The following is a 21,118-nucleotide window of genomic DNA, read 5'->3' as shown; positions in this document are numbered from 1 at the left end:
CGCTCACGCTCGAAAGGGTGAAACCAGATGAGACGCAAAGTCGCCTCGCGGTGGCTGGCCGGCGGTGCCGCCGTGGTCGCAGGCACCGTCGTCGCCCTGGCGCTGCAGATCCCCAGCGCCTCGGCCGCCACCAACCTCAGCCTCGGCGCCGGCGCCGACGGCTCCAGCAAGGCCAGCGGCACCAGCTACGGCAACGTCGTCGACGGCAACGCCAGCACCTACTGGTCGCCGAGCGGCTCGACCGGCACGGTCTCGGTCAAGTGGGACAGCGCCACCACGGTGTCCTCGGCCGTCATCGTGCAGGCCTCGGGCGGCGGCTCGATCAGCGGTTGGCAGCTCAAGAACTACGACACGGGCGCCGTCCTGGCCAGCGGCGGCAGCGCCCCGAGCACCATCAACTTCTCCTCGACGTCGCTGAAGAAGGTCTCCTTCGTCATCACCAGCGCGTCCGGCACCCCACGGATCGCCGAGTTCGAGACGTACGCAAGCGGCGGGTCGAACCCCACCACCGGCCCCACCAGCGGTCCGACGGCCAGTCCGACCAGCAACCCGGGCACGCCGACCGGAGCGTGGCCGTCGTCGACCGGCTCGGTCAACATCTCCGGCACGGTCAACGTCTCCGGCACCTTCGACGGCGGGATGAAGACCTACTGCTGCATCGGCGACGGTGGGCAGAGCGAGTCGCAGGACCCGATGTTCAAGATCGCCAACGGCGGCACGCTGCAGAACGTCATCCTCGGTTCGCCCGCCGGCGACGGCGTGCACTGCGAAGGCACCTGCACCCTGCGCAACGTGTGGTGGAACGACATCGGTGAGGACGCCGCCACCTTCAAGCAGACCAACGGCGGCACCTCGTACGTCATCGGTGGCGGCGCGCGCAGCGGCAGCGACAAGACCTTCCAGCACAACGGCAACGGCACGGTCAACATCTCCGGCTTCTACCTGAAGGGGTCCGGCAAGCTGTACCGCGCCTGCGGCAACTGCACCACCTCGTACACCCGCAACGTGCGCATCGACAACGTCCTGGTCGACGACATCGACATGCTCGCCGGCATCAACAGCAACTGGAACGACACCGCGACGATCACCCGCGTGGTCGTGATCGGTTCGGCCACCATCTGCGGCAAGTACAAGGGTGTGCCCAAGGGCAGCGAACCCAGCTACCTCGGTGAGGGCTGGAACGACGCCAACTGCAAGGTCAACAGGAGTGACGTCACCTTCCGGTAGTCACCCCGGACGGGTGGGGCACCCGCCGCCGGGCGGGCGCCCCACCGCGTCGCGTCGGGCGGGACGCGACCCCTCCGACGTCCACCAGCAGGAACGGAACCGGGCGCTGCCGGTGTCACGTCAGCAGCGGCAGCGCCCGCTGGCGGACGTCGACGTAGCGTTCGTACACCCCGGGGGTGCCGGCGGCGGTGACCTCCTCCGCCTCGACCGGCCACGGCGGCGGCTCGGCGTCGCCGGACAGCGCCCAGGCCGCCTGCCGCGCCGCGCCGAGCGCCACGTACTCGGCCGGGCGCGGCACGCTCACCGGCGCGCCGAACAGGGCCGGCGCGACCGCCCGCACCGCGCGGGACCTGGCCGCGCCGCCGATCAGCAACACCCGGTCGACCGGGACGTCCTGGGCGCGCAGCGCGTGCAGAGCGTCGGCGATGCCGCCGAGCATGCCCTCCACCGCGGCCCGCGCCAGGTTCGCCGCCGACGCGTTCGCCCGGGTCAGGCCGGCGAGCAGACCGCGTGCGTCGGGCAGGTCGGGGGTGCGTTCCCCGTCCAGGTACGGCAGCAGCGTCAACCCGCCCGCGCCGGGTCGTGCCGAGAGCGCCAGGTCGTCCAGCTCGGTCAGTGACCGGCCGAGCAGGTCGGCGACCGTGACGAGCACCCGGGCCGCGTTGAGCGTGCACACCAGCGGCAGGAACCGGCCGGTCGCGTCGGCGTATCCGGCCACCAGGCCGCTCGCGTCGGCGGTCGGTACGTCACCGAGGCCGTACACACACCCCGAGGTGCCCAGCGAGACCACCACGTCACCCGGCCGCAGGCCGACGCCGAGCGCCCCGCCCATCGTGTCGCCGGTGCCCGCCGAGAGCAGCGCGCCGGAGGCGGTCTCCCCGACCACCTCGGCCGGGCCGGCGACCCGGGGGAGTGCCACGTCCCGGCCGAAGGCCAGCCGTACCAGGTCGTCCCGGTACGCGCCGGCGGCCGGTGACCAGTAGCCGGTGCCGGACGCCTCACCCCGGTCGGTGGTCGGCGCGCCGCCGTCCGCGCGCAGCCGGTGGGTGAGCCAGTCGTGCGGCAGCAGCACCGTGGCGGTGCGGTCCGCGAGTTCGGGTTCAGCGCGGGCGAACCAGCGCAGTTTGGTGACGGTGAAGCTGGCCACCGGTACCAGCCCGACGGCGTCGGCCCACGCCTTCGGGCCGCCGAACTCGGCGGTCAGGTCGACGGCGGCGCGGGCCGAGCGGGTGTCGTTCCAGAGGATGGCGGGACGCAGCACCTCGCCGGCCTCGTCGAGGCAGATCATGCCCTGCTGCTGGCCGGCGACGCCGATCGCGGCCACACCGTCCAGCAGGCCGGCGCTGGCCTGCTGGTACGCGGCCCACCACGACCGTGGGTCGACCTCGGTGCCGTCGGGGTGCGGGGCGCGGCCTTCGCGGAGCACCTCGCCGGTGTCGGCGTCGCAGACCACGACCTTGGTCGACTGGGTCGACGAGTCGACCCCGGCGACGAGGGTTCTCGCGCCACCCATGGCGGTGCCTCCGTAGCTCGGCGGGACCCGACCCTACGTCCAACAACCGTATTAGTTCAATGGCTTGACAAAATTCGCCGTCGCGGCAGCGGCACCCGGACCGTGCAGCGCCAGCGCCGCCCCCGGTCACCGTTCCGCCGTACGGGTTCCCCGCCGCTCCGGGCCGTATCGCTCGACGAGCACGGTGCCGATCGCGGCCAGGTGGTCCAGCAGCCCCGCAGGGCCGGTCACCTCCAGGTAATCGACCAATCCGGCAAGCTCACCGGCGAGTTTGTGTGCGTCGTTGCCGCGGATCACGACCTCGACGCGGCCGTCGGTCGTGGCACCTCCCACGTCGAGCCGGGCGCCGAACCCCATCCGGAGCACGCCGATCCCGTGGGGCGCGCACAGCGCGTGCGCCTCGACGGGCATCCGCCTGCGTTCGACCTCGTCGGCGATCTCGCGCCAGCTCCCGGCAAGGTCGAAGTCCTCCGGCCGGTGCACGGGATCGGCGGTCGGGTCGACGGACGACACCCGGTCGATCCGGAAGGTCCGCCGGCCGGCCTCGGTGCCGGCGACGAGATACCACGCCGGGCCCTTGGCGACGACGCCCAGCGGGTGGACCGTTCGCCCGGTGGCGGTGCCGTCGCGGTCGACGTAGCCGAGCCGGACCTGGACGCCGCGGATCACCGCGTCCTGGAGTTCGTCGAGGAAGCGGGGCGGGCGGGGCTCGACCCGGCTCGACCCCCACCGCTGCGGGTCCGTCACGAGCGCCGACGCCGCCGCTTCGGCCTGCGCCCGGAACGGCTCCGGCAGGGCGTGGACGAGCTTGCGCAGCGCCGCTTTCACGGCGGGCGTGACGGTCGAGGCCGGGCCGGCTACCAGGAACAGGGCGCGGGCCTCACCCGCGGTCAACCCGGACAGGTCGGTACGGGCACCACCCACGAGCCGCCAGCCGCCGCCCCGGCCCTGCACGGAGTACACCGGCACGCCGGCCATGCCCAGGGCGTCGAGGTCGCGGCGGGCGGTGCGCTCGGAGACCTCCAACTCCCGGGCGACCTCCGCCGCGGTCACCTGCCCGCGCTGTTGTAGCAGCAGGACGAGGGCCATCAACCGGTCGGCGCGCACCCGGACGACACTGCCACGGAAAACCGGTCAGGAGGTGACCGGTTTCGGTCCGCAGGATGCCGGCATGACCATCGACTTTCCCGAGCCCACCCACATTCCGGTCAACGGCGTGCACCTCGAAGTCTTCGAAGCCGGCCGGCAGAACGCGGGGAACCCCGTCGTGCTCTGCCACGGCTGGCCGGAACTCGCCTACTCCTGGCGCTACCAGGTGCCGGCCCTGGCTGCGGCGGGCTACCACGTCATCGTCCCGAACCAGCGGGGCTACGGCACCTCGTCCCGGCCCGCCGACGTGACGGACTACGACCTCGCCCACCTGTCGGGTGACCTCGTCGCCCTTCTCGACCATTACGGCTACGCCGACGCCACCTTCGTCGGCCACGACTGGGGCGCATTCGTCGTCTGGGGCCTGACCCTGCTGCACCCGGACCGGGTCAACGGCGTGGTGGCGCTGAGCGTGCCCTACCAGGAGCGCGGCGAGACGCCCTGGGTCGAGGCCATGGCGGCCGCGCTCGGTGGCGACTTCTACTTCGTGCACTTCAACCGGCAGCCGGGCGTCGCGGACGCCGTGTTCGAGGAGGATACCTCCCGGTTCCTGCGGAATCTGTACCGCAAGAACCTGCCCCCGCTGACGCCTGAGCCGGGCAATGCGCTGATCAACCTGGCCAGGGCGGAAACCCCACCCGGTGAACCCCTCATGAGTGACAGCGACCTGGCCGTCTTCATCTCGGCCTTCGCCTCGACAGGATTCACCGGCGGCATCAACTGGTACCGCAACCTGGACCGCAACTGGCACCTGCTGGCCGACGTGGACCCGGTCGTCCGCCGGCCCACCCTCATGATCTACGGCGACCGCGACCCGGTCGCGAAGGCGGAGAGACTGACGGAGTTCGTGCCGAACGTGGAGGTGGTCAGCCTGGACTGCGGTCACTGGATCCAGCAGGAGAAGCCGCAGGAGACGACCGAGGCGATCCTGACGTGGCTGGGCCGGCGGGGGACCGCCTAGCACCTCGTCGGACACGCGTTTCACGACCTGACGGATCGCGTGTGCTCGCTGCTGGTGACGTCCCAGGCGTGGTGGGTTGGTGGCGTCGCCACCAACCCACCCGGAAGCTGTCGGCGACTGTTGCCGATGCGCGCGCCCATCAGCGACGACGGGCCCGTTTGGTAGCCTCGTGGGGTGAGTTCTCCCCAAGCGGACTGGTCAGGGCTGCCGGCCTCCCGGTAGCCCCAGATGCCCCAGTCCCTCCTCTGACGATCCGCGCCGATCCGGTCGGCGGCGAGGTCGTTCGAGTTCCTGCGCATCCGAAGCACCGGCAGTGCCACCCGCCTGCCACCCATCACGTTCCTGCTTCGGAAGGCACCCTCATGCCCGTCCTCCTCTACCTGCTCGCCGTCGCGGTCTTCGCCCAGGGAACCTCGGAGTTCGTCCTCGCCGGCATCCTTCCCGGCATCGCCACCGACCTGAAGGTCTCGCTCGGCCGGGCCGGGGTTCTCACCTCCGGCTTCGCCCTGGGAATGGTCGTCGGCGCGCCGGCGATGGCCGCCGCTGCCCGCCGGCTCCCACCCCGCTGGACCCTGACCGGGTTCCTGACCCTGTTCATCGCCGCGCACGTCATCGGCGCGGTCACCGACAGCTTCGCCATGCTGGTGGCCGCACGGATCGGGGCCGCGTTGGCGAATGCCGGGTTCCTCGCCGTCGCCCTCTCGACCGTGACGCGCATCGTGCCGGCCGAGCGGCACACCCGCGCGCTGGCAGTCATCCTCGGTGGCACCACCCTCGCGCTGATCGCCGGAGTGCCCGCCGGTGCCTTCGTCGGCGACGTGCTGGGCTGGCGCGCCACCCTGTGGGCGATCGCGCTGCTGTGTCTGCCTGCGCTCGTCGCGGTTCTGGCGGCCACGCCGACCCGCCCGGGGCAGGACGCCGGAGCGGGGGCCGGGAGCGCCATCGGCCGCGAGCTGGCGAGTCTGCGTCGGCGTCCGGCGCAGGTGAGCATCGTGCTGGCCGTGCTGGTCAACGCCGCGACGTTTTGCACCTTCACCTACCTGGCGGCGATCGCCACCGGGCCGGCCGGGTTCACCGACCGCACCGTACCGTTGCTGCTCGCTGTCTTCGGGATCGGGGCGTTCCTCGGTGTCACCGTGGCCGGGCGGTTCGGTGACCGGCACTGGCGACCGCTGATCACCGTCACCGGGCCGCTGCTCATGGCGGGCTGGGCGCTGCTGGCGTTCACCGTTGCCCGCCCCGTGGCACTGTGGTCTCTCGCCCTGACCCAGGGCGCGTTGTCCTTCGCGTTGGGCAGCACGTTCATCGCCCGGATCGTCGCCGCCACACGCGACGCGCCGACGATTGGTGGTTCCTTCGCGACCGTCGCGTTGAACATCGGCGCGGTCACCGGACCCATCGCCGGTGGTCTCACCATCGGAGCGCTCGGCGTGCGTGGCCCGGTCGTCGTCAGCTGCGTGCTGGCGGTTCTCGCCGTCGGCGTCTGGTCCACCTGTCGAGCTGCGTACCGGCAGGATCGAGGCTCATCGGGGCGATCCGCCTGAGGAGGCGAGGATCTTGCCGCTCGGTAGCATGCGCGCATGTATGCGCTCTACGCCTGGGGAAACTTCATCAGCGAGGTCGGACTCGACCGGCGGCCGGCCTGGCTCGACCCGGCGGTGCTCCGCGGCGAACGACAGATCGTCGACGACGGCCTGATGATCGGCGACACCGACACGCTACCGGTCGACGGTCCCGGCACGCTCTTCGCGATCGACGACGACGACGAGAACCTCGTGCCCGGCAGTGAGCTCGTCGGCCGCGACCTCAGCGGTGTCACGTGGCGGGTCTCCCGCATCCGCGCGGCCACCGACGGCACCCGCGAGGACGCCCTGCGCATCGTCGCGGCGGCCGAGGAGGATGGCGACTACTACGAGGAAGACGAGCGGCACGGGTACAACTCGGTCCCGGTCGGCGAGATCGTCACCCTCTGGGAAGACGCTCACGGCCAGTGGACGCTGGCCCTGGTCAAGCTCTGAAGCAGGGTGACCACGGACGGCACCCGGCATCAACCGGACACGGAGCCGTGATCAACACCCGGTGGCGGACCCGGCGTCGCGCCGCGCCGTCCAGGCGCGGCGCACGGTTGAGTACGCACTACTCAGGACATGCCTGCGGCGGATACCTAGGTTCGCCCCCATGATGTCCCTTCCCATTGCCACTTCCGCACCTACCTGGTTCCGGCGCGCACTGACGACCCTGGCCTGCGGCGCCCTTCTGCTCCCCACGACCCTCGCCTCCTCGGCCCACGCCGCCGACGGCCGACGCGGCGACAGGCTCGCCGACCTGCGGGTGTGCGACCTGTCCGCCTGCTACCTGGCGGTGGGGGTGGTGGACTCCGACGGTGACGGCGTGGCCGACGCCGACGAGACCGCCCTCGGCTACGACCCGCTCGACCCGGCGAGCACCCCGCCGCTGTCCCTCGTCCTGGACGCGACGATCGACGGGAAACTGCCGACCTACGAACTCGGGTACGGCACGTGGGCCGTGTTCCCGGAGGAGTTCGTCAAGGGCCTGGAAAAGAAGTGGCTCAACCTGCAGGAACTGCCCGGTGGTGTCGAGTCGGGCCTGCCGTCGGAGGTCTTCGGGATCCCCACCCGCAGGGGCAGCCTCGCGCTCGCCGGGATCGACGACGGGCTGCTCAAGGGCCTCGGTGTCGAAGCGCCGTGGAAGACCGGCCTGACCTTCGGCCTGACCCTCGACAGCGGCGGCAAGACGATGGGGATCGACCTCGGCCGGTTCAACGGCAGCTGGTACGGCGCGTACGACGGGGTGACCGCCTGGTGGGCGGCCAGCCACGGCGGCGAGAAGAACACGAACCCCGACAACGGCACGAAGGTCACCGAGTACGGCGACGGGTCCTCGTCGAGGACCACTCCCGGCACCGCAGGGTGCGAGCTGATCTGCACGTCGAGCAGCCGGACCGAGTACTACGACCCGGGCCTGAACACGGTGGGCTCGTCGACCGACGAGGCGTACTACGACCTGAGCGGCAGGTACCACACCGAGCGGAAGCAACGCGACGAGAACGGGAACGTCGTCAAGGAGACGGAGACCGTCCACACGAAGAACAAGGACGGCGGCACGACGATCACGAAGGACACCACCGAGTACGAGCGCGACGAGAACGGCAAGACCACCGGGACGACGAAGACCCACACCGAGCGGACGGTCGACAAGAACGGCAAGGAGACCTCCTCGACCACCACGACCCAGAAGTGCGACGCCAAGGGCGAGAACTGCACCGATGCGATGACCACCGGCGAGGAGGGCACCGGCCTGACCCTGCCCGGCACGGCCTGGCTCTCGCACCAGGAGGCCGCCGCCGCGCTCGACAAGCTGTTCACGATGAAGGGCACGACGGTCACCCCGGTCCAGGACGCACCCTCCGTGATCGGTGTCCTGACCGACGACGACGTCACCGCGGCCATGCACCGCAGGGACCTGATCTCCCTGTTCTCGGGTGACGACACCAGCACCCACGTCGGGGCGATGGTCCTCGGGACCGGCTGGAACACCGCCGCGCCCGAAACCCGCCCCGACCTGCCCAACCCGCTCGACGGGGCGACCGGCGGCGGGGCCCCCGGGGGCTGCGCCTCCGGCGGCGGCACCTGCTGAGACCGCCGTCCGACGGCGGCGCGGCTGTCGTCGCCGACGCCCGCCGCGCCGCCGTCGGACACCACGACTACCGGCGCGGGATCCCGTACCGGGCAAGATCAGCCCGCGAGCTGATCCCGAGCTTCGCGTAGGCACGGGACAGGTGGTTCTCCACCGTCCGTACCGACAGGACCAGACGCCCGGCGATCTCGGCGTTCGACGCCCCACCCGCGGCGAGTTCGGCGACGAGGCGCTCACGGGAGGTCAACGGGTCGGCGGGCACGGGTGACCGGCGCAGCAGGGGAGTCGGCGGGTCACCCACCTGGTGCGCGAGCTCGTCGGCCCGTCGCCGGGCCGCCGCCGCGGCCCGGCCGGACGCGCACCGGGACGCCGCCGCCGCGGCCTCCGCCGCGTACAGGGGTGAACCGGCGGCCTCGAAGGCCGCCGCGGCCGCCAGCAGGGTCTCGGGGCAGGCGCGTTCCAGCCCGGTGGCCAGGGCCAGCCGCGCCGCCCCGACCGGGGACCCGACGGCGAGTGACGCCAACCGGACGCGTACCCCGGTGGTGTCGTGCATCCGCAGGCGTTCGTGCAGGATCCAGGACTCGGCGGCCACCGCCCGGTCCCGCGCGGCCCTGGCCTGACCCTGCCGCAGCAGGTCGCAGGCCAGGGCGTGACGACCCTCGGCGTACGCGGCCCAGCCCAGCGCGATCGGTACGGTGTGGCGCAGGAACCCCAGGCCCGCCTCGGGTGAGCGCAGGTGTGTCACCCACGCCTGCTCCGGGGCGAGACCGCGTGAGCCGTGGGCCACGGTCAGCACGGACAGGCTGACCCGGGTGCAGTCGGTCATCCCGGCGGCCACCGAGGTCACCAGGCTCCGCCGCGCCCAGAGCGTCGCCTCGTCCAGGTGCCCCGCCTGCAACCGGGCCGCACCGACGCACACCGCGGCCCAGGCGCGCTCGAAGACCACACCGTCGGCCAGCGCACCGTGGTAGGCACGTTCGGCGGTGCGGGCGGCGTCGTCGAGCCGACCGTGCTCGCGTAGGGCGTGGCTCGCGTACACGAGCAGTTTGTCGCGGGTCCCGGCGGTCGCCTCCGGCCCGGCGGCCGTGACCTGGTCGAGCAGTGCCTCGACCACGGCGACGGCCTCGCCGGTCCGTCCGAGGTGGGCCAGGGCGTTGCTGCGGCTCGTCGCCAGCATGGTCCGGACCGGCAGCGGCAGCGTGGTGCCGTCCCCGACGCCGGACGCGAGTGCCAGCGCCTCGTCCGGGAACCCGGCGTATGCCAGGGCGTCGGCCTCGGCGACGGCGAACAGGGCCCCGACCGGTGCACCCGCGGGATAACGGGCGGACTGCTGCCGCAGCACGTCCCGGGCGGCGGGCAGGTCGTGGCAGCCCCAGAGGACCACCTTGTGCAGGGTCACGGCGAGCAGGGCGGCGTCCCTGCCCGGTGGGGTGCGGCCCAGCGCGTCGCGCAGGACGGCCACGGCCTCCTCGGCACGCCCGGTCTCCCACAGGTTGACCGCGAGGACGAGGGCGGCACCGACGGCGACCTCCGGGTGGGCGGTCCACACCTCGGGGACCCGGTCGAGGCACGCCCGGGCCAGCCGTACCGCGACGTCCGTCGCACCACCCGCGGCGGCGACCCGCGCCGCGGCCAGCAACGGCCCCGGCTGCGCGGCCTCTCCGGCGTCGAGGCTCAACACGGTGCACCGCACGTGGTCGTGCGGCGCGAGACTCCGGACGACCGCGAGGTGCTCGCGGAGCACCGCCCGCCGACGGGCCGGCGACAGCCCCTCCCACAGCACCTCGGCGAACAACGGGTGCACGAACCGTACGGTCTCGGCCGCCCACACCGCGATCCCGTGGGCGACCAGGTGCTCGGTTCCGGCGACGTGCCCGGCCTGCGCGATCTCGTCGTCGTGCGCCCGGCCGGTGGCGGCCAGGAAACGGGCGGCGGCGACGGCGTCGTCGGGCAGCCCCGCCAGGCGGGCCGGCAGGAGACTACGCAGCCCGGTGGGGACCGGCAGCGGCCCGACGGCGTGCCAGCCGACCGCCGAACGGTGCAATGCGCCGCTGCGCCGCGCGCCGTCGAGCAGTTGGGTGACGAACAGGGCGTTCCCGCCGGTCCGCCGCCACACGTCGTCGACGATTCCGGCGTCGACCGGCCCGTCGAGCAGCGCGTCGACCAGTTCCTCCGTGCGCGTGCGGTCGAACGGCGCGATCGGCAGGAGCACGGTGTTCGACGACGCCGCGAGTTCGGCCACGGCGGGCGGCACCCGACCGTCGGCGGTCCGCACCGTGGCGACCAGGGTGCGGCCGGCGTCGCGGGCGACCCGTACCGCGACGGCCAGGGAGACCTCGTCGCAGCCGTCCAGGTCGTCGACCGCGAGCACCGTGCCGGCGGGGATCGCCCGCAGCACCTGGGCGACCATCTCCGGAAGCGACGTCGTCGCCGGGTCGACCAGATGCGCCAGGGCCGCCAGGGGGACGTGTGACAGGCCCCGCGTCCCCCAGGCGCGGACGGCGGGAACAGCCGTGGACACGGCGTCGAGCAGCCGGGTCTTGCCCACGCCGGCCTCGCCGGTGACCAGGACCACGTCCGCCTGTGGATCGTGCACCGCAGCGAGGACGGCGCTGAACTCCCCGGCCCGGCCGATCATCGTCATGCCGGGATCATCTCCCCATTCCCTGGTGGTGCATGAAGCGTGCGGCTGGCCCACTCGTGGTGGTGGCGGCATAGTGCTGCCTGCATTGTGGCCTCGACGAACCGGTACGCCAACAATGCGCCTCCATCGGAATTCCGACCGGCCGGCGCGGTTGACCGCAGTGTCCGTCGCCCCGTCCACACACCGTCGGGTATGTCCACAGTGGTTCGCGCGGTCGTCGCGGCTGCGGCCCTGGCATTCGTCGTCGCCGGTGCCCGGGCGGCGCTGGCGTCGCCCCGTCCGGCGACGTGGTCGCCATGTGCCCCCACGCGCCCCGGGGCTGCCACAGCTGACCCACCCTGCTGCGGCCGTCGCCCTAACTGCGGAATCGGGTGGCGCCTCGCCCGAGGTGCCACCCGAGGTCCGTCGAGGCGGGCAGTGCCGGCCGGCGCGGGGGGTTCGCTGCGGGATCACCGTGCCGGCACCGCACCGTGGCTGGAGTTCCAGCCGGGTCACGACGGCCCGGCCGAAGTGGCCGGCCCGTCGGTGAGGCGCAGGTTGTCCGGGCTCGCGCCGGTGGCCCCCGGCATTCGCAACGGCTACCGGGCCAGTACGGCGGTGAGGAGTCGTTCCGGGGCCTCCAGTTGCGGCAGATGACCGGCGTCCGGCAGCAGCGTGAACCGGGCGCCCGGGATGGCATCGGCGTACGCGCGGCCGTAGGCGACCGGCGCGATGCCGTCGGACGCCCCCCAGACCACGTGGATCGGCACGTCGACGCCGGCGAGCCGATCGCGCAGGGTCGGATCGGTCATGCGCATCCCCGTGTACGTCCGTAGCGCCACCAGGTCGGGCCCCGGACGATCCGGGTCCACCGGGATCCGGGCCGGGTCGTGGAAGGACAGCGCGGCAAGTCGCTGCGGGGTCAGCCCGGACACGTCACTGAGCGGTTGCTCAGGAACGTCGAGCCCGACGGCGTCGACCAGCACCACCCGGCCGACCCGCGGGCTACGCAGCGCCGCCATCTCGGCTGCGGCCCATCCGCCGATCGAGTTCCCGATCACCGTGACGCCATGGAGATGCTCCTGATCGAGCAGCCTGTCGTAGTGTCGGGCGAGCGCGGCGATGCTGTCCAGGCCGGCCTGCGGGGGCGTCCCCGCGAACCCCGGGTGCGTCGGCACGATCACCCGCGCACCGGGAACCGTGGTCCGCAGTAGCTCCCCGAAGGGCACCATCGAGTGCGGCCCGGCACCGCCGTGCAGCAGGAGAAAGCTGTTATCGGTCACCCACCCAGGATTCGTCGCCGGGGCCGCCGCCGGGAGAGGATGGTTCATCGTGGGACCCACACCAACACCCTCCTCGCCGACGTCGCAGGCGCGCCGTGCGGCCCTCGCGGACTTCCTGCGCACGCGCCGCGCGGCGCTGCGCCCGGCCGATGTCGGCCTGGATCCGGGTCCCGGCCGCCGCCGCACCCCGGGCCTGCGCCGCGAGGAGGTGGCCCAACTCTCGGGTGTGGGTTTGTCCTGGTACACGTGGCTGGAGCAGAGCCGCGCCGTCACTCCGTCCGGGCAGGTACTCCTCGCCCTCAGCCGCGCCCTCGCCCTCACCGCCTCGGAGCGCGACCACCTCTTCCACCTCGCCGCCCTGCCCCCACCACCCCCCGGCGACGCCCCGGTCGACGCCGACACCACCGCGCTGATCGACGCCCTGCTGCCGCACATCGCCTTCGCCCTGGATCCCCGCTTCGACGTGGTCGCGCACAACCGCGCCGCCGAGCTGATCATGGCCAGCCTGGTCGCCCCGGTCTCGAGCCACCGCAATCTGCTGCTGTGGCTCTTCGACCCGGTCACCTGGCCCACCGCCCCACCCGCGTGGCACCGCAACGCCCACGCGAACATGCTGGACTTCCGCAGCGAGTTCGACCGCCACTCGGGCGACCCCGCCTTCGTGGCCCTGGTCGAGGAACTCACCACGACCAACCCCGCGTTTCGCGGCTGGTGGGCCGACCACGACGTGCAGGTCCTGGAGCCCACCCGCAAGCTCATCCCACACCCGACCCTCGGCCCCCTGGCCTTCCTGTCCACCCAGACCCGCCCCGCCCACGCCCCGTGGCTCCGGCTGCGGATCCTGGTCCCCGCCGACGCCGGGACCCGGGCGGCCCTCGATGCGGCATCGGCCGGGTCGGATCCACTCTGACGGGGGTGCCGGTCGCCGAGTAGGCCGCCCGACGCACAGCCGGCTGAAGTGGCTTCGATGACGCCGGGCCCGCCGCTGGCCCGGCGGGGTGAACGTGCAGGTCGTTGCCGACGCGGCCGGGCGTCTCGTCTGGGCCTCAGCCGCGCTGCCCGGGTCGACCCACGACCTGACCGCCGCCCGCACCCCCGGCCTCATCGACGCGTTGACCTGGGGCCTGACTCAGGCGTTGTTGCAGGACCTGGCCCGGCCATGATCCGGATGGTCGGGCAACCTCGAATGCCTCGGTCGCAGTGAAACCCGCTCCTTCGTAGTAGCGGATCAGTGCCCGGTCCGGGCCTGCGTAGCAGTCGACCCGTAAGAGGCCAACGCCGGCGGTCCCAGCGACCGTACGAGCGTGTTCGAGCAGCCGGCGGCCGATCCCACGCCCGGCACAGGCCCGATCGGTCACCAGTAGCCGAACGTAGAGTTCGGGTTCCGCCGCGGGTGGCACGTGGTCCGGCGCCGAGCCGACGGCCACTGCGCCGACCACGATGTCCGTGCTGACCGCCACGTACAACTCCCCACCGGCGGCCATGCTCGAAATGGCAGCCGTGGACCGCGGGTTGGCGGAATACGGCTCAACCCCCCACTGCCCGGTGCGGCCTGCGGCGACCAGCCATGCGACTGCGCCGTCCATCAAGCCGACAACCGCAGACACGTCGTGTTCGTCTCCGGGACGAATCGATACCTCACCGCAGCGCACATCCATGCCTGCATCATCGCAACGACCACGCTGTCGGGGTCTGTCAGAACATCGCCGGTCCGGCGGTGCGGGCTTCATCGACCAGGAACCGGCACCCGAACTCCGGGTCGTCGCGGTGGCCGGTCGACGCCCGCCCGACTCGGTCGACGCCGCGCGGACCGGTCAGCGTCCGCCGCGGACCAGGTCGAGGGGGGCGGTGCGGATGCCGAAGTGCTGCCGCAGGGCGCGGCCGGCGGCGTGCAGCCCGGACATGCCGTGCACGGCCGGCCCGGGTGGGGTGGAGGCCGAGCAGAGGTACACGCCGGGCAGCGGGGTCCGGTACGGGTCCCAGCGGGCCGCCGGCCGCATCACCAGCTGCCACGGTGTGACCGCGCCGCCGGAGATGTCCCCGCCGACGTAGTTCGGGTTGTGCGTGCCGGCCTGCGCCGCCGGCACCACGTGGGTGGCCAGGATCAGGTCGCGGAAGCCTGGCGCGAAGCGTTCCACCTGGGCGACGATCTGGTCGCTGACGTCCCGTGGGGAGCCGTTCGGTACGTGCGCGTACGTCCAGAGCACCTGCCTGCCGGCGGGTGCGCGGGTCGGGTCGACGACGCCGGGCTGGACCGCGAGCACGTACGGGCGTTGCGGGTGCCGGCCGCGTACCACCGCGGTTTCGGCGATCCGGGCCTCGGTGGCCGAGCCGACCAGGTGCAGGGTGCCGGCGCGGGCGCAGTCCGGATCCGTCCACGGCACCGGCCCGGAGAGCGCGAAGTCGACCTTGCAGGCGGCCCCGCCGTACCGGAAGGAACGCAGACTGCGCACGTAGCCGGCGGGGAGCCGGTCGCCGGCGATGCGCAGCAGGCCGGCGGGGGAGACGTCGAGCAGGACCGTGCGGGCCGGCGGTAGTTGGGCCAGGTCGTCGATGCGGTCGCCGGTGACCACCCGGCCGCCGAGTTGCCGGAGCCGGTTCACCATGGCGTCGGTGATCGCCCGGCTGCCACCTGCGGGGACCGGCCAGCCGACCGCGTGTCCGAGCGTGGCCAGCAGCAGGCCGGCCCCGGCCGGGGCGAGCCGGCGCGGTGGGGCGATCGCGTGCGCCGCGACCCCGGCCAGCAGTGCGGCGGCCTCCCCGGTGCGGAACCGGGCCGCCGCGGCCGGGGTGCCCTGTTCCAGGGTGCGGATTCCGAGCAGCAGCGCGGCGAGCGGGTCGCGGGGCACCCGGCGCAGGTCGGACATGGCCGTGTCGACCACTCCCGACCAGCGTCGGACCAGCGGCCCGAGCAGGGACCGCCAGGCCGCCCCGTCCGGGCCCAGACCCTCGGCGGTGCGGTCCAGGTCCCGCCAGGCCAGCGCCGCCCGTCCCCCGTCGAGCGGATGGGCGTACGGGATCTCCGGCTGCAACAGCCGTACGCCGTGCGCGGCCAGGTCGAAGGCGCGGAAGAAGGGTGAGGCGAGGGCCATCGGGTGCACCGCCGAGCAGACGTCGTGGAGGAACCCGGGCAGGGTCAGCTCCTCGGTCCGGGTGCCGCCGCCGGTGGTCCCGGCGGCCTCGTGAACCTGGACGCTCAGCCCTGCCGAGGCGAGCACCAGTGCGGCGGCCAGCCCGTTCGGGCCGGAGCCGACCACCACCGCGTCGAGTCCGCCGGCTGCCGTCTGCGTTCCCATGGTGTGTCCTCCCGCCTCAGACCAACGCCTGTTCCGCAGCCAGGCTGGCGTAGAGCGCATCGGTGCGGACCAGTTCCGGATGCGAACCCACGGAACGGGCCGTGCCATTCTCCAGTACGACGATCTTGTCGGCGGCGAGGACCGTGGAGAGCCGGTGCGCGACCACGACCACGGTGGTCCGGCGGGAGATCTCCTGGATCACCTCGCGCAGGGCGGCCTCGTTGGCGGCGTCCAGTTGCGAGGTCACCTCGTCGAGCAGCAGCAGCCGGGGACGGCGCAGCAGGGCGCGGGCCAGCGCGATCCGTTGCCGCTCGCCGCCGGACAGGGAGAGCCCCCGGTGCCGGACCGGGGCGTCCAGGTCGTCGCCGAGGCGGTCCAGCAGGGTGCCGAGCCGGGTGGTCCGCAGCACCGCCCGGATCTCCTCGTCGGTGGCGCCGGGGGTGGCGTACGCGACGTTCTCCCGCAGTGTCCCGGCGAGCACCGCGACGTCCTGCTCGACGTACCCGATGGTGGCGCGCAGCTCGGCCAGCGGCCAGTCGGCCAGCGGCCGGCCGTCGACGAGGATCCGGCCCTGGTGCGGTTCGGCGAAGCGTTCGATCAGGGCGAGCACCGTGGTCTTGCCGGAGCCGGAGGGCCCGACCAGGGCGGTGAGCCCGCCCGCCGGCACGGTCAGGGTGAGGTCGCGCAGGGCCGGTTCGTCCCGGTCCGGGTACCGGAAGCTGACCTGTTCGAACACCACCTCCGCCGGCCCGGGGGCCGACCCCGCCCCGGTCGCGGTGGTCGGCCCGCCGACTCGCGCCGGCCCGGCCGGGACACCGGTTGCGGTGGCGGCCCTGACCGGCGGCGCGGTGGGCAGGTCGATCGGTTCGGTGGGCAGGGCGTCGATCTCGGCGATCCGGGTCAGCGCCGCCCGCCCGATCTGCAGGTAGGTGCCGGCACCGACGAGCTGCATCACCGGGTGGCTCAGGTAGGCCACGTAGAGCAGGAAGGCCACCAGCGCCGAGACCGGCATCGCGCCGCTGGCCACCCGCGCGCCGCCGACCCCGAGCACGACCAGGAACGCGACCTGGATTGCCAGGCCGGCGCTGGTGCCGGCGACCGAGCCCCAGCGGGCCAGGCTCACCCCCTGCCGGTACGCGGTCAGCGCCGCCGCGTCGATCCGGGCCGCCTCGGTGGCCTCGGTGCCGGAGGCCTTCATGGTGGTGAACGCGCCCAGCGCCCGTTCCAGGGCGGCACCCATGTCGCCCACCGACTCCTGCGAGCGCAGCGCGGCGGCACGGATCCGGGGCATCAGCAACCCCATGATGACCACCAGCAGCACCACCACGACCGCCGTCACCCCGAGCAGGGTCAGGTCGACCACCGCCATCAGGACCACCGCGCCGAGCAGCATGACGCCGCCGGTGAAGATGTCGATCAGGGACTGGCTGGCGATCTGCCGCAGCAGCATGGTGTCCCCGGCGACCCGGGCCAGCAGGTCGCCGGGGGCCTGCCGCTGCAACGCCGGCACGGTGAGCCGCAGCAGGTGCCGGACCAGGCCGCGCCGCCCGTCCAGGGCGACCGCTTCGGCGGTGCGCAGGATCAGGTAGTTGCCGACCCCGAGCAGTACGGCGGCGACGATCACCAGCCCGGTCAGCACGACCAGCGCCCGACCCACCCCCTGACCGGCGGTGAGGCCGTCGATCAGTGCCTTGGCGGCCAGCGGCTGGGCCAGCCCGAGCAGGCTGGAGGCGAGCAGCAGCACGGCGGCGGCCACGAACGGGCCCCGGTGTGGCCGGACGTATCCGGCGATCATGCGCAGCCAGTGCCGCTCACCGGCGGCCGGGGCGCTCACCGGTCACCCGGGGCGCGGTAGACGGTGACGTACATCGGTTCCGCGCCGGTGAACTCGTTGCCGGCCCAGTCGCTGTGCCGGGCCACCCGGACCAGTCCGGCGTGTTCGGCGTACCCGTCGACCTCGTCGGGGGTGGTGAGCCGGCTCAGTTCCGAGGCGATCCGGGACCGGCCCTCGGAGATCCAGATGTGCGCCAGGTGCCAGATCCCGTTCGCCACGTCGATGGTGGAGTACGACAGCAGCCCGGTGTCCTGGCCGGGGTAGGGCACGAAGAAGGAGTCCCGGGCCCGGCCCTGGTTGAGCACGGCCAGCGCGAACTGCGGGTTGTGGGTCTCCACCACGAGGAGCCCGCCGGGGGCCAGCCGGGCGGCGGCGGCCTGCACCACCCGTTGCTGCTCCTGCGGGTCCAGCAGCATCGACAGGGTGCCGCAGATGCAGTAGACCAGCCCGTACCGGCGCTCGTCGGACCAGTGGCGGATGTCGCCGTGCACCGGCGTGACCGGGCGGGGCCGTTCGGCGAGGGCGGCCCGCAGCGCGTCGAGCATCTCCGGCGACGAGTCCACCCCGACGATCTCGCCGACCCGGTCGGCCAGCGGCAGGGCGATCCGGCCGGTGCCGACGCCGAGTTCCAGGGTGGGTGCTCCGCCGCCCGGGTGCAGGCCGGCGAGGTACGCGACGGCCGGCTCCGCCGCCGCCCCGCCGGGGAACAGCTGGTCGTAGAAGTCGACGAACTGGCGTCCGTAGCCGCTGTCGGCGATCTCAGTCATCTCGGGGTGCCCTCCGGCAACGGTTCGAACGGGGAGACCAGCAGGTAGTCCGGCTGGTGGGATTCGTCGTAGCCGGCGCTGCGGGCGATCACGAACTGGAATCCCCGGGGTACGTCCGCCCCGGCGTACTGCCGGCGTACGGCGTGCGCGACGAAGTCCCGCAGCACCTCGTACGGCGGGGTGGCGGTGATCTCGACGCCGGGGGTGCCCAGGTGCACGATCAGGTCGGCGCAGATGTCGAAGATCGCCTTGTCCTGCCGGCGTTCCGGGAACCAGAGCACCTGCCGCCACTGCCGGCGTGGGATGTGGGTGGTCTCCACCCAGCGGGTCTGCGCGCCGTCGGCGGTGAGCACCCGGTGCAGGACGTGGAAGTCGTGCTGTGCCGGTTCGGGGGCGAAGAAGCGCCAGTTGCCGATGAGCAACCCGGGTACGTCGTAGCGGCGGAACCTGTCGAAGACCTGTTGCGGGTGCTGGCTGAGCACGGTCACCCCGAACCAGCCGACCAGGCCGGCGGTGATCGCCGTGGTCAGTGGGCGCAGGTCGGAGCCGACCCGGCGGCTCATCGCCGGACCTCCGGCGCGGTGACGTCGTCGACGAACGCGGTGAGGATCGTGACGACCTCGGCGGCCCGGTCGGCGTCGGTGAGGATCTCGTCGTGGTCGGCGTCGGCGATCAGGTGCCGCTGCGCCCGGGGTGCCGCGGCGGCGAACTCGTCGTGCAGGTCGGCCTGGACGGCGTCGGCACGCGCGGTCCGCCCGGCCGTCACCACCACCAGCGGTACGTCGATCCGGGGCAGCCCGGTGCTCTCGTCTCCGAAGCGTTCCTGCACCACCCGCCACTCCCGCCGGGCAGCGGCCCAGAGTTCCGGGTCGCGGTACTGGGCCAGGGCCAGCGGGCGGACGGACTCGGGCAGCCGGTCGATCCAGGGGGCCCGGGGCAGCAGCGAACCGAACCCGGCCCGCAGCGAACCGGGCATGATGGCCAGGGTGCTGGTGAGCGCCCGGCCGCCCTCGGCCTGCCGCAGCGAACGGCGGAGTTCGGCGGGGTGGCTGGAGTCGACCAGGGCCACCCCGCGTACCTGCCCGCCGAGTCGTTCGGCGGCGAGCAGGGCCAGGTAGCCGCCGAGTGAGTGGCCGACCAGGACCACCGGGCGGTCGCCGGCCACGTGCCGGGTCAGCTCGACCAGGTCGTCGACCATGGTCTCGAACCGGTACTCCCCGGTGCCCCGGTAGCGGCTGGCACCGTAGCCGGCCCGCTGGTAGGTGACGGTGGTGAACCGGTCACCGAGCGGACCGGCGATCCGCTCCCAGTGCTCGGCGGTGGCGGCCATCCCGCTCTCCAGCACCACCACCGGCCCGTCACCGGCAGCCCCGCCGGACCGCCCGCCGGCACCGGCGGTCCGGTCGGGTGGCGGGTTGCCGGCGTACCGGTAGGACAGGACGTTGCCGGCGGCGGTGGTGTAGGTGCGCTCGTCGCCGCGTCCCCGTTCGATCAGCCGACGTCGCCGGATCCGGGCGACCTGGCCGGCGGTGAAGAGCACCAGACCGGCGGTCGCCGCCACGGCGGGCAGGGTGTCGTCGCGCCGTACGCCGGCCGCGTCGCCGGTGCGTTCCCGGGGCCGGGTGGTGTAGGCGACCGCCGGATAGGTGGAGGTGAACGCCCAGAAGAACCGGCCGAGCCCCATCACCCGGGCGTTGACCAGGTGAAACGCCCCGGCGGTGGCGAGCAGGTACGGCGCGGGGCGGCCCTTCGCGGCGTAGGCCAGCGGGAACGCGCACTCCATCGCCAGCACCCCGTGGGCGGCGAGTTTCGTCAGCCGGGGGTAGCGGCGCATCAGCTGCCAGACCTGCGGGTCGCCGTAGGTGAGGGTCCGGGTGATGCCGGGCAGGGCGCGTCCGCTGCGCCAGGTCTCGCTGGGCAGCTTCGCCCAGCCGGAGACCGTGTACGACAGCACCGACTGCAGGGCGACGAACCAGAGGCAGGCGTCGACCACGGCGGGCCGGCGTTGGCCGGCGCGGGCGGCGGTGGTGAGCGCCTGGACCAGGAAGGAGACCTGGTCGGCGCCGTCGCTGCCGTAGAGGTGCTGGGCGTGCAGCGCGGCCTGGCTGCCGGTGAGCACCGCGTTCGCGGCGACCCGCTGCCGCCGGCCCAGCGGCAGCCAGAGCGCGGCCGCCGCGACGGCCCGGCTGACGTGCAGCGCGGTGGCCACCCGGTCGTTGGCGGCCAGGTCCAGCGCCCGGGTCAGGCGGGGGGCGTGCTCGTGGAAGGTACGCCGGTTGACCGCCCAGTTGTTCGCCCCGCCCCGCTGCCGGTCCCGGCTGCGGGTGAGGTACTCCAGGCTGGCGAAGAGGTGGGTCACCGAGCTGATCCGCTCGGTCCAGCTCAGCACGGCGGAGCGGTCGAACGTGGCCGGCGGCCGGAGCCGGCGGTGCCAGGGTGCTCTCTGCATGGGTCAGCGCTTCCTGATGGTGCGGGGTGGACCGGGGCGGGACGGTGGGCCGGTGGACCGCCGCGGCGGTCCACCGGCCCTGGTGCTGCTACCGCGATCGCGTCGTCACTTCGGGGCCGGCGGCCTGGTCCCGCCGAGGTTGCGCCCGGCGACGTAGCCGGCGCCGAAGAGCGCCGCCACCGAGCCGACCAGGCCGACGCCGGCCGCCACGCTGACGATGGTCGCCGGGGTGGCCAGCACCGGCATCCCGCCGACATGGTTGCGCGCCTCGTCGCTGTGGATCGGGATGGTGGCGAGGGCGGGGTCCGCGTTCACCCGGTTGGCGAGAACGGACATGGATCACCTCCTGGGGTACGGGT

The 21,118-nt window shown here is 73.3% G+C and carries 16 protein-coding genes and 2 pseudogenes; 7 read left to right on the top strand and 11 right to left on the bottom strand.

Annotated elements, in window-relative coordinates:
- Positions 1-27 precede the first annotated feature (27 nt).
- Positions 28-1,227 carry a pectate lyase gene (locus tag B5D80_RS15510; protein ID WP_088644583.1) on the top strand — a complete coding sequence of 400 codons (1,200 nt, stop codon included), beginning with the start codon at positions 28-30 and terminating at the stop codon, positions 1,225-1,227.
- 115 nt (positions 1,228-1,342) lie between these two features.
- Here B5D80_RS15510 and xylB read toward each other — a convergent pair whose 3' ends face one another.
- Both xylB and B5D80_RS15500 read right to left on the bottom strand, forming a co-directional pair.
- Positions 1,343-2,740 carry a xylulokinase gene (gene xylB, locus B5D80_RS15505; protein WP_088644582.1) on the bottom strand — a complete coding sequence of 466 codons (1,398 nt, stop codon included), beginning with the start codon at positions 2,738-2,740 and terminating at the stop codon, positions 1,343-1,345.
- A gap of 126 nt (positions 2,741-2,866) precedes the next feature.
- Complete coding sequence (locus B5D80_RS15500) at positions 2,867-3,847, bottom strand: helix-turn-helix transcriptional regulator (RefSeq protein ID WP_088644581.1); 981 nt, start codon at positions 3,845-3,847, stop codon at positions 2,867-2,869.
- A 64-nt stretch (positions 3,848-3,911) separates the two neighbouring features.
- On the opposite strand from B5D80_RS15500, the gene B5D80_RS15495 reads away from it, so the two are divergent.
- From B5D80_RS15495 to B5D80_RS15480, 4 genes are all read left to right on the top strand, one after another.
- Positions 3,912-4,850 carry an alpha/beta fold hydrolase gene (locus tag B5D80_RS15495; protein ID WP_088644619.1) on the top strand — a complete coding sequence of 313 codons (939 nt, stop codon included), beginning with the start codon at positions 3,912-3,914 and terminating at the stop codon, positions 4,848-4,850.
- 362 nt (positions 4,851-5,212) lie between these two features.
- Entirely contained in the window at positions 5,213-6,394 is a 1,182-nt protein-coding gene (locus B5D80_RS15490; RefSeq protein WP_088644580.1) for a Cmx/CmrA family chloramphenicol efflux MFS transporter, read from the top strand.
- A 36-nt stretch (positions 6,395-6,430) separates the two neighbouring features.
- Complete coding sequence (locus B5D80_RS15485; protein WP_088644579.1) at positions 6,431-6,868, top strand: hypothetical protein; 438 nt, start codon at positions 6,431-6,433, stop codon at positions 6,866-6,868.
- Positions 6,869-7,028: 160 nt separating this feature from the next.
- The gene (locus B5D80_RS15480; protein WP_144081682.1) at positions 7,029-8,507 is read left to right on the top strand and encodes a thrombospondin type 3 repeat-containing protein; all 1,479 of its coding nucleotides are present in this window, start codon (positions 7,029-7,031) and stop codon (positions 8,505-8,507) included.
- A 67-nt stretch (positions 8,508-8,574) separates the two neighbouring features.
- Here B5D80_RS15480 and B5D80_RS15475 read toward each other — a convergent pair whose 3' ends face one another.
- Together B5D80_RS15475 and B5D80_RS15470 are read right to left on the bottom strand one after the other, a co-directional pair.
- Positions 8,575-11,151: a helix-turn-helix transcriptional regulator gene (locus tag B5D80_RS15475; RefSeq protein WP_088644577.1), complete on the bottom strand. Its 2,577-nt coding sequence runs from the start codon at positions 11,149-11,151 to the stop codon at positions 8,575-8,577.
- 578 nt (positions 11,152-11,729) lie between these two features.
- Entirely contained in the window at positions 11,730-12,413 is a 684-nt protein-coding gene (locus tag B5D80_RS15470; RefSeq protein ID WP_169733064.1) for an alpha/beta fold hydrolase, read from the bottom strand.
- Between the two features lie 49 nt (positions 12,414-12,462).
- Here B5D80_RS15470 and B5D80_RS15465 point away from each other — a divergent pair, with 49 nt between their 5' ends.
- On the top strand, positions 12,463-13,323 hold the full coding sequence (locus B5D80_RS15465; protein WP_211291509.1) for a helix-turn-helix transcriptional regulator: 861 nt from the start codon (positions 12,463-12,465) through the stop codon (positions 13,321-13,323).
- Between the two features lie 85 nt (positions 13,324-13,408).
- Positions 13,409-13,531: pseudogene (locus tag B5D80_RS34340) on the top strand (transposase family protein); the annotation flags it as partial.
- A gap of 81 nt (positions 13,532-13,612) precedes the next feature.
- Here B5D80_RS34340 and B5D80_RS34335 read toward each other — a convergent pair.
- The 7 genes and pseudogenes from B5D80_RS34335 to B5D80_RS15430 form a co-directional block, all read right to left on the bottom strand.
- Positions 13,613-13,897, bottom strand: a pseudogene (locus tag B5D80_RS34335) (GNAT family N-acetyltransferase); the annotation flags it as partial.
- A 330-nt stretch (positions 13,898-14,227) separates the two neighbouring features.
- Entirely contained in the window at positions 14,228-15,709 is a 1,482-nt protein-coding gene (locus B5D80_RS15455) for a phytoene desaturase family protein (RefSeq protein WP_088644575.1), read from the bottom strand.
- 16 nt (positions 15,710-15,725) lie between these two features.
- Positions 15,726-17,543 (bottom strand): ABC transporter ATP-binding protein, encoded by a 1,818-nt coding sequence (locus tag B5D80_RS15450; protein WP_211291508.1) that lies wholly within the window; start codon positions 17,541-17,543, stop codon positions 15,726-15,728.
- Positions 17,540-18,310 (bottom strand): class I SAM-dependent methyltransferase, encoded by a 771-nt coding sequence (locus B5D80_RS15445; protein ID WP_088644574.1) that lies wholly within the window; start codon positions 18,308-18,310, stop codon positions 17,540-17,542. The genes B5D80_RS15450 and B5D80_RS15445 overlap by 4 nt, the downstream gene beginning before the upstream one ends.
- A complete protein-coding gene (locus B5D80_RS15440) occupies positions 18,307-18,873 on the bottom strand; it encodes a hypothetical protein (protein ID WP_088644573.1) in 567 nt (188 codons plus the stop codon). Before B5D80_RS15440 ends, B5D80_RS15445 begins: the two co-directional genes overlap by 4 nt.
- Positions 18,870-20,759 (bottom strand): alpha/beta fold hydrolase, encoded by a 1,890-nt coding sequence (locus B5D80_RS15435; protein ID WP_088644572.1) that lies wholly within the window; start codon positions 20,757-20,759, stop codon positions 18,870-18,872. The genes B5D80_RS15440 and B5D80_RS15435 overlap by 4 nt, the downstream gene beginning before the upstream one ends.
- 105 nt (positions 20,760-20,864) lie before the next feature.
- Complete coding sequence (locus tag B5D80_RS15430; RefSeq protein ID WP_088644571.1) at positions 20,865-21,095, bottom strand: hypothetical protein; 231 nt, start codon at positions 21,093-21,095, stop codon at positions 20,865-20,867.
- Positions 21,096-21,118 lie beyond the last annotated feature (23 nt).

The sequence above is a fragment of the Micromonospora wenchangensis genome (assembly GCF_002210435.1).
In the GTDB taxonomy this organism is placed as follows: domain Bacteria; phylum Actinomycetota; class Actinomycetes; order Mycobacteriales; family Micromonosporaceae; genus Micromonospora; species Micromonospora wenchangensis.
Note: the sequence above shows the minus strand (reverse complement) of the source record. Positions and strands in the feature narration are given on the sequence as shown.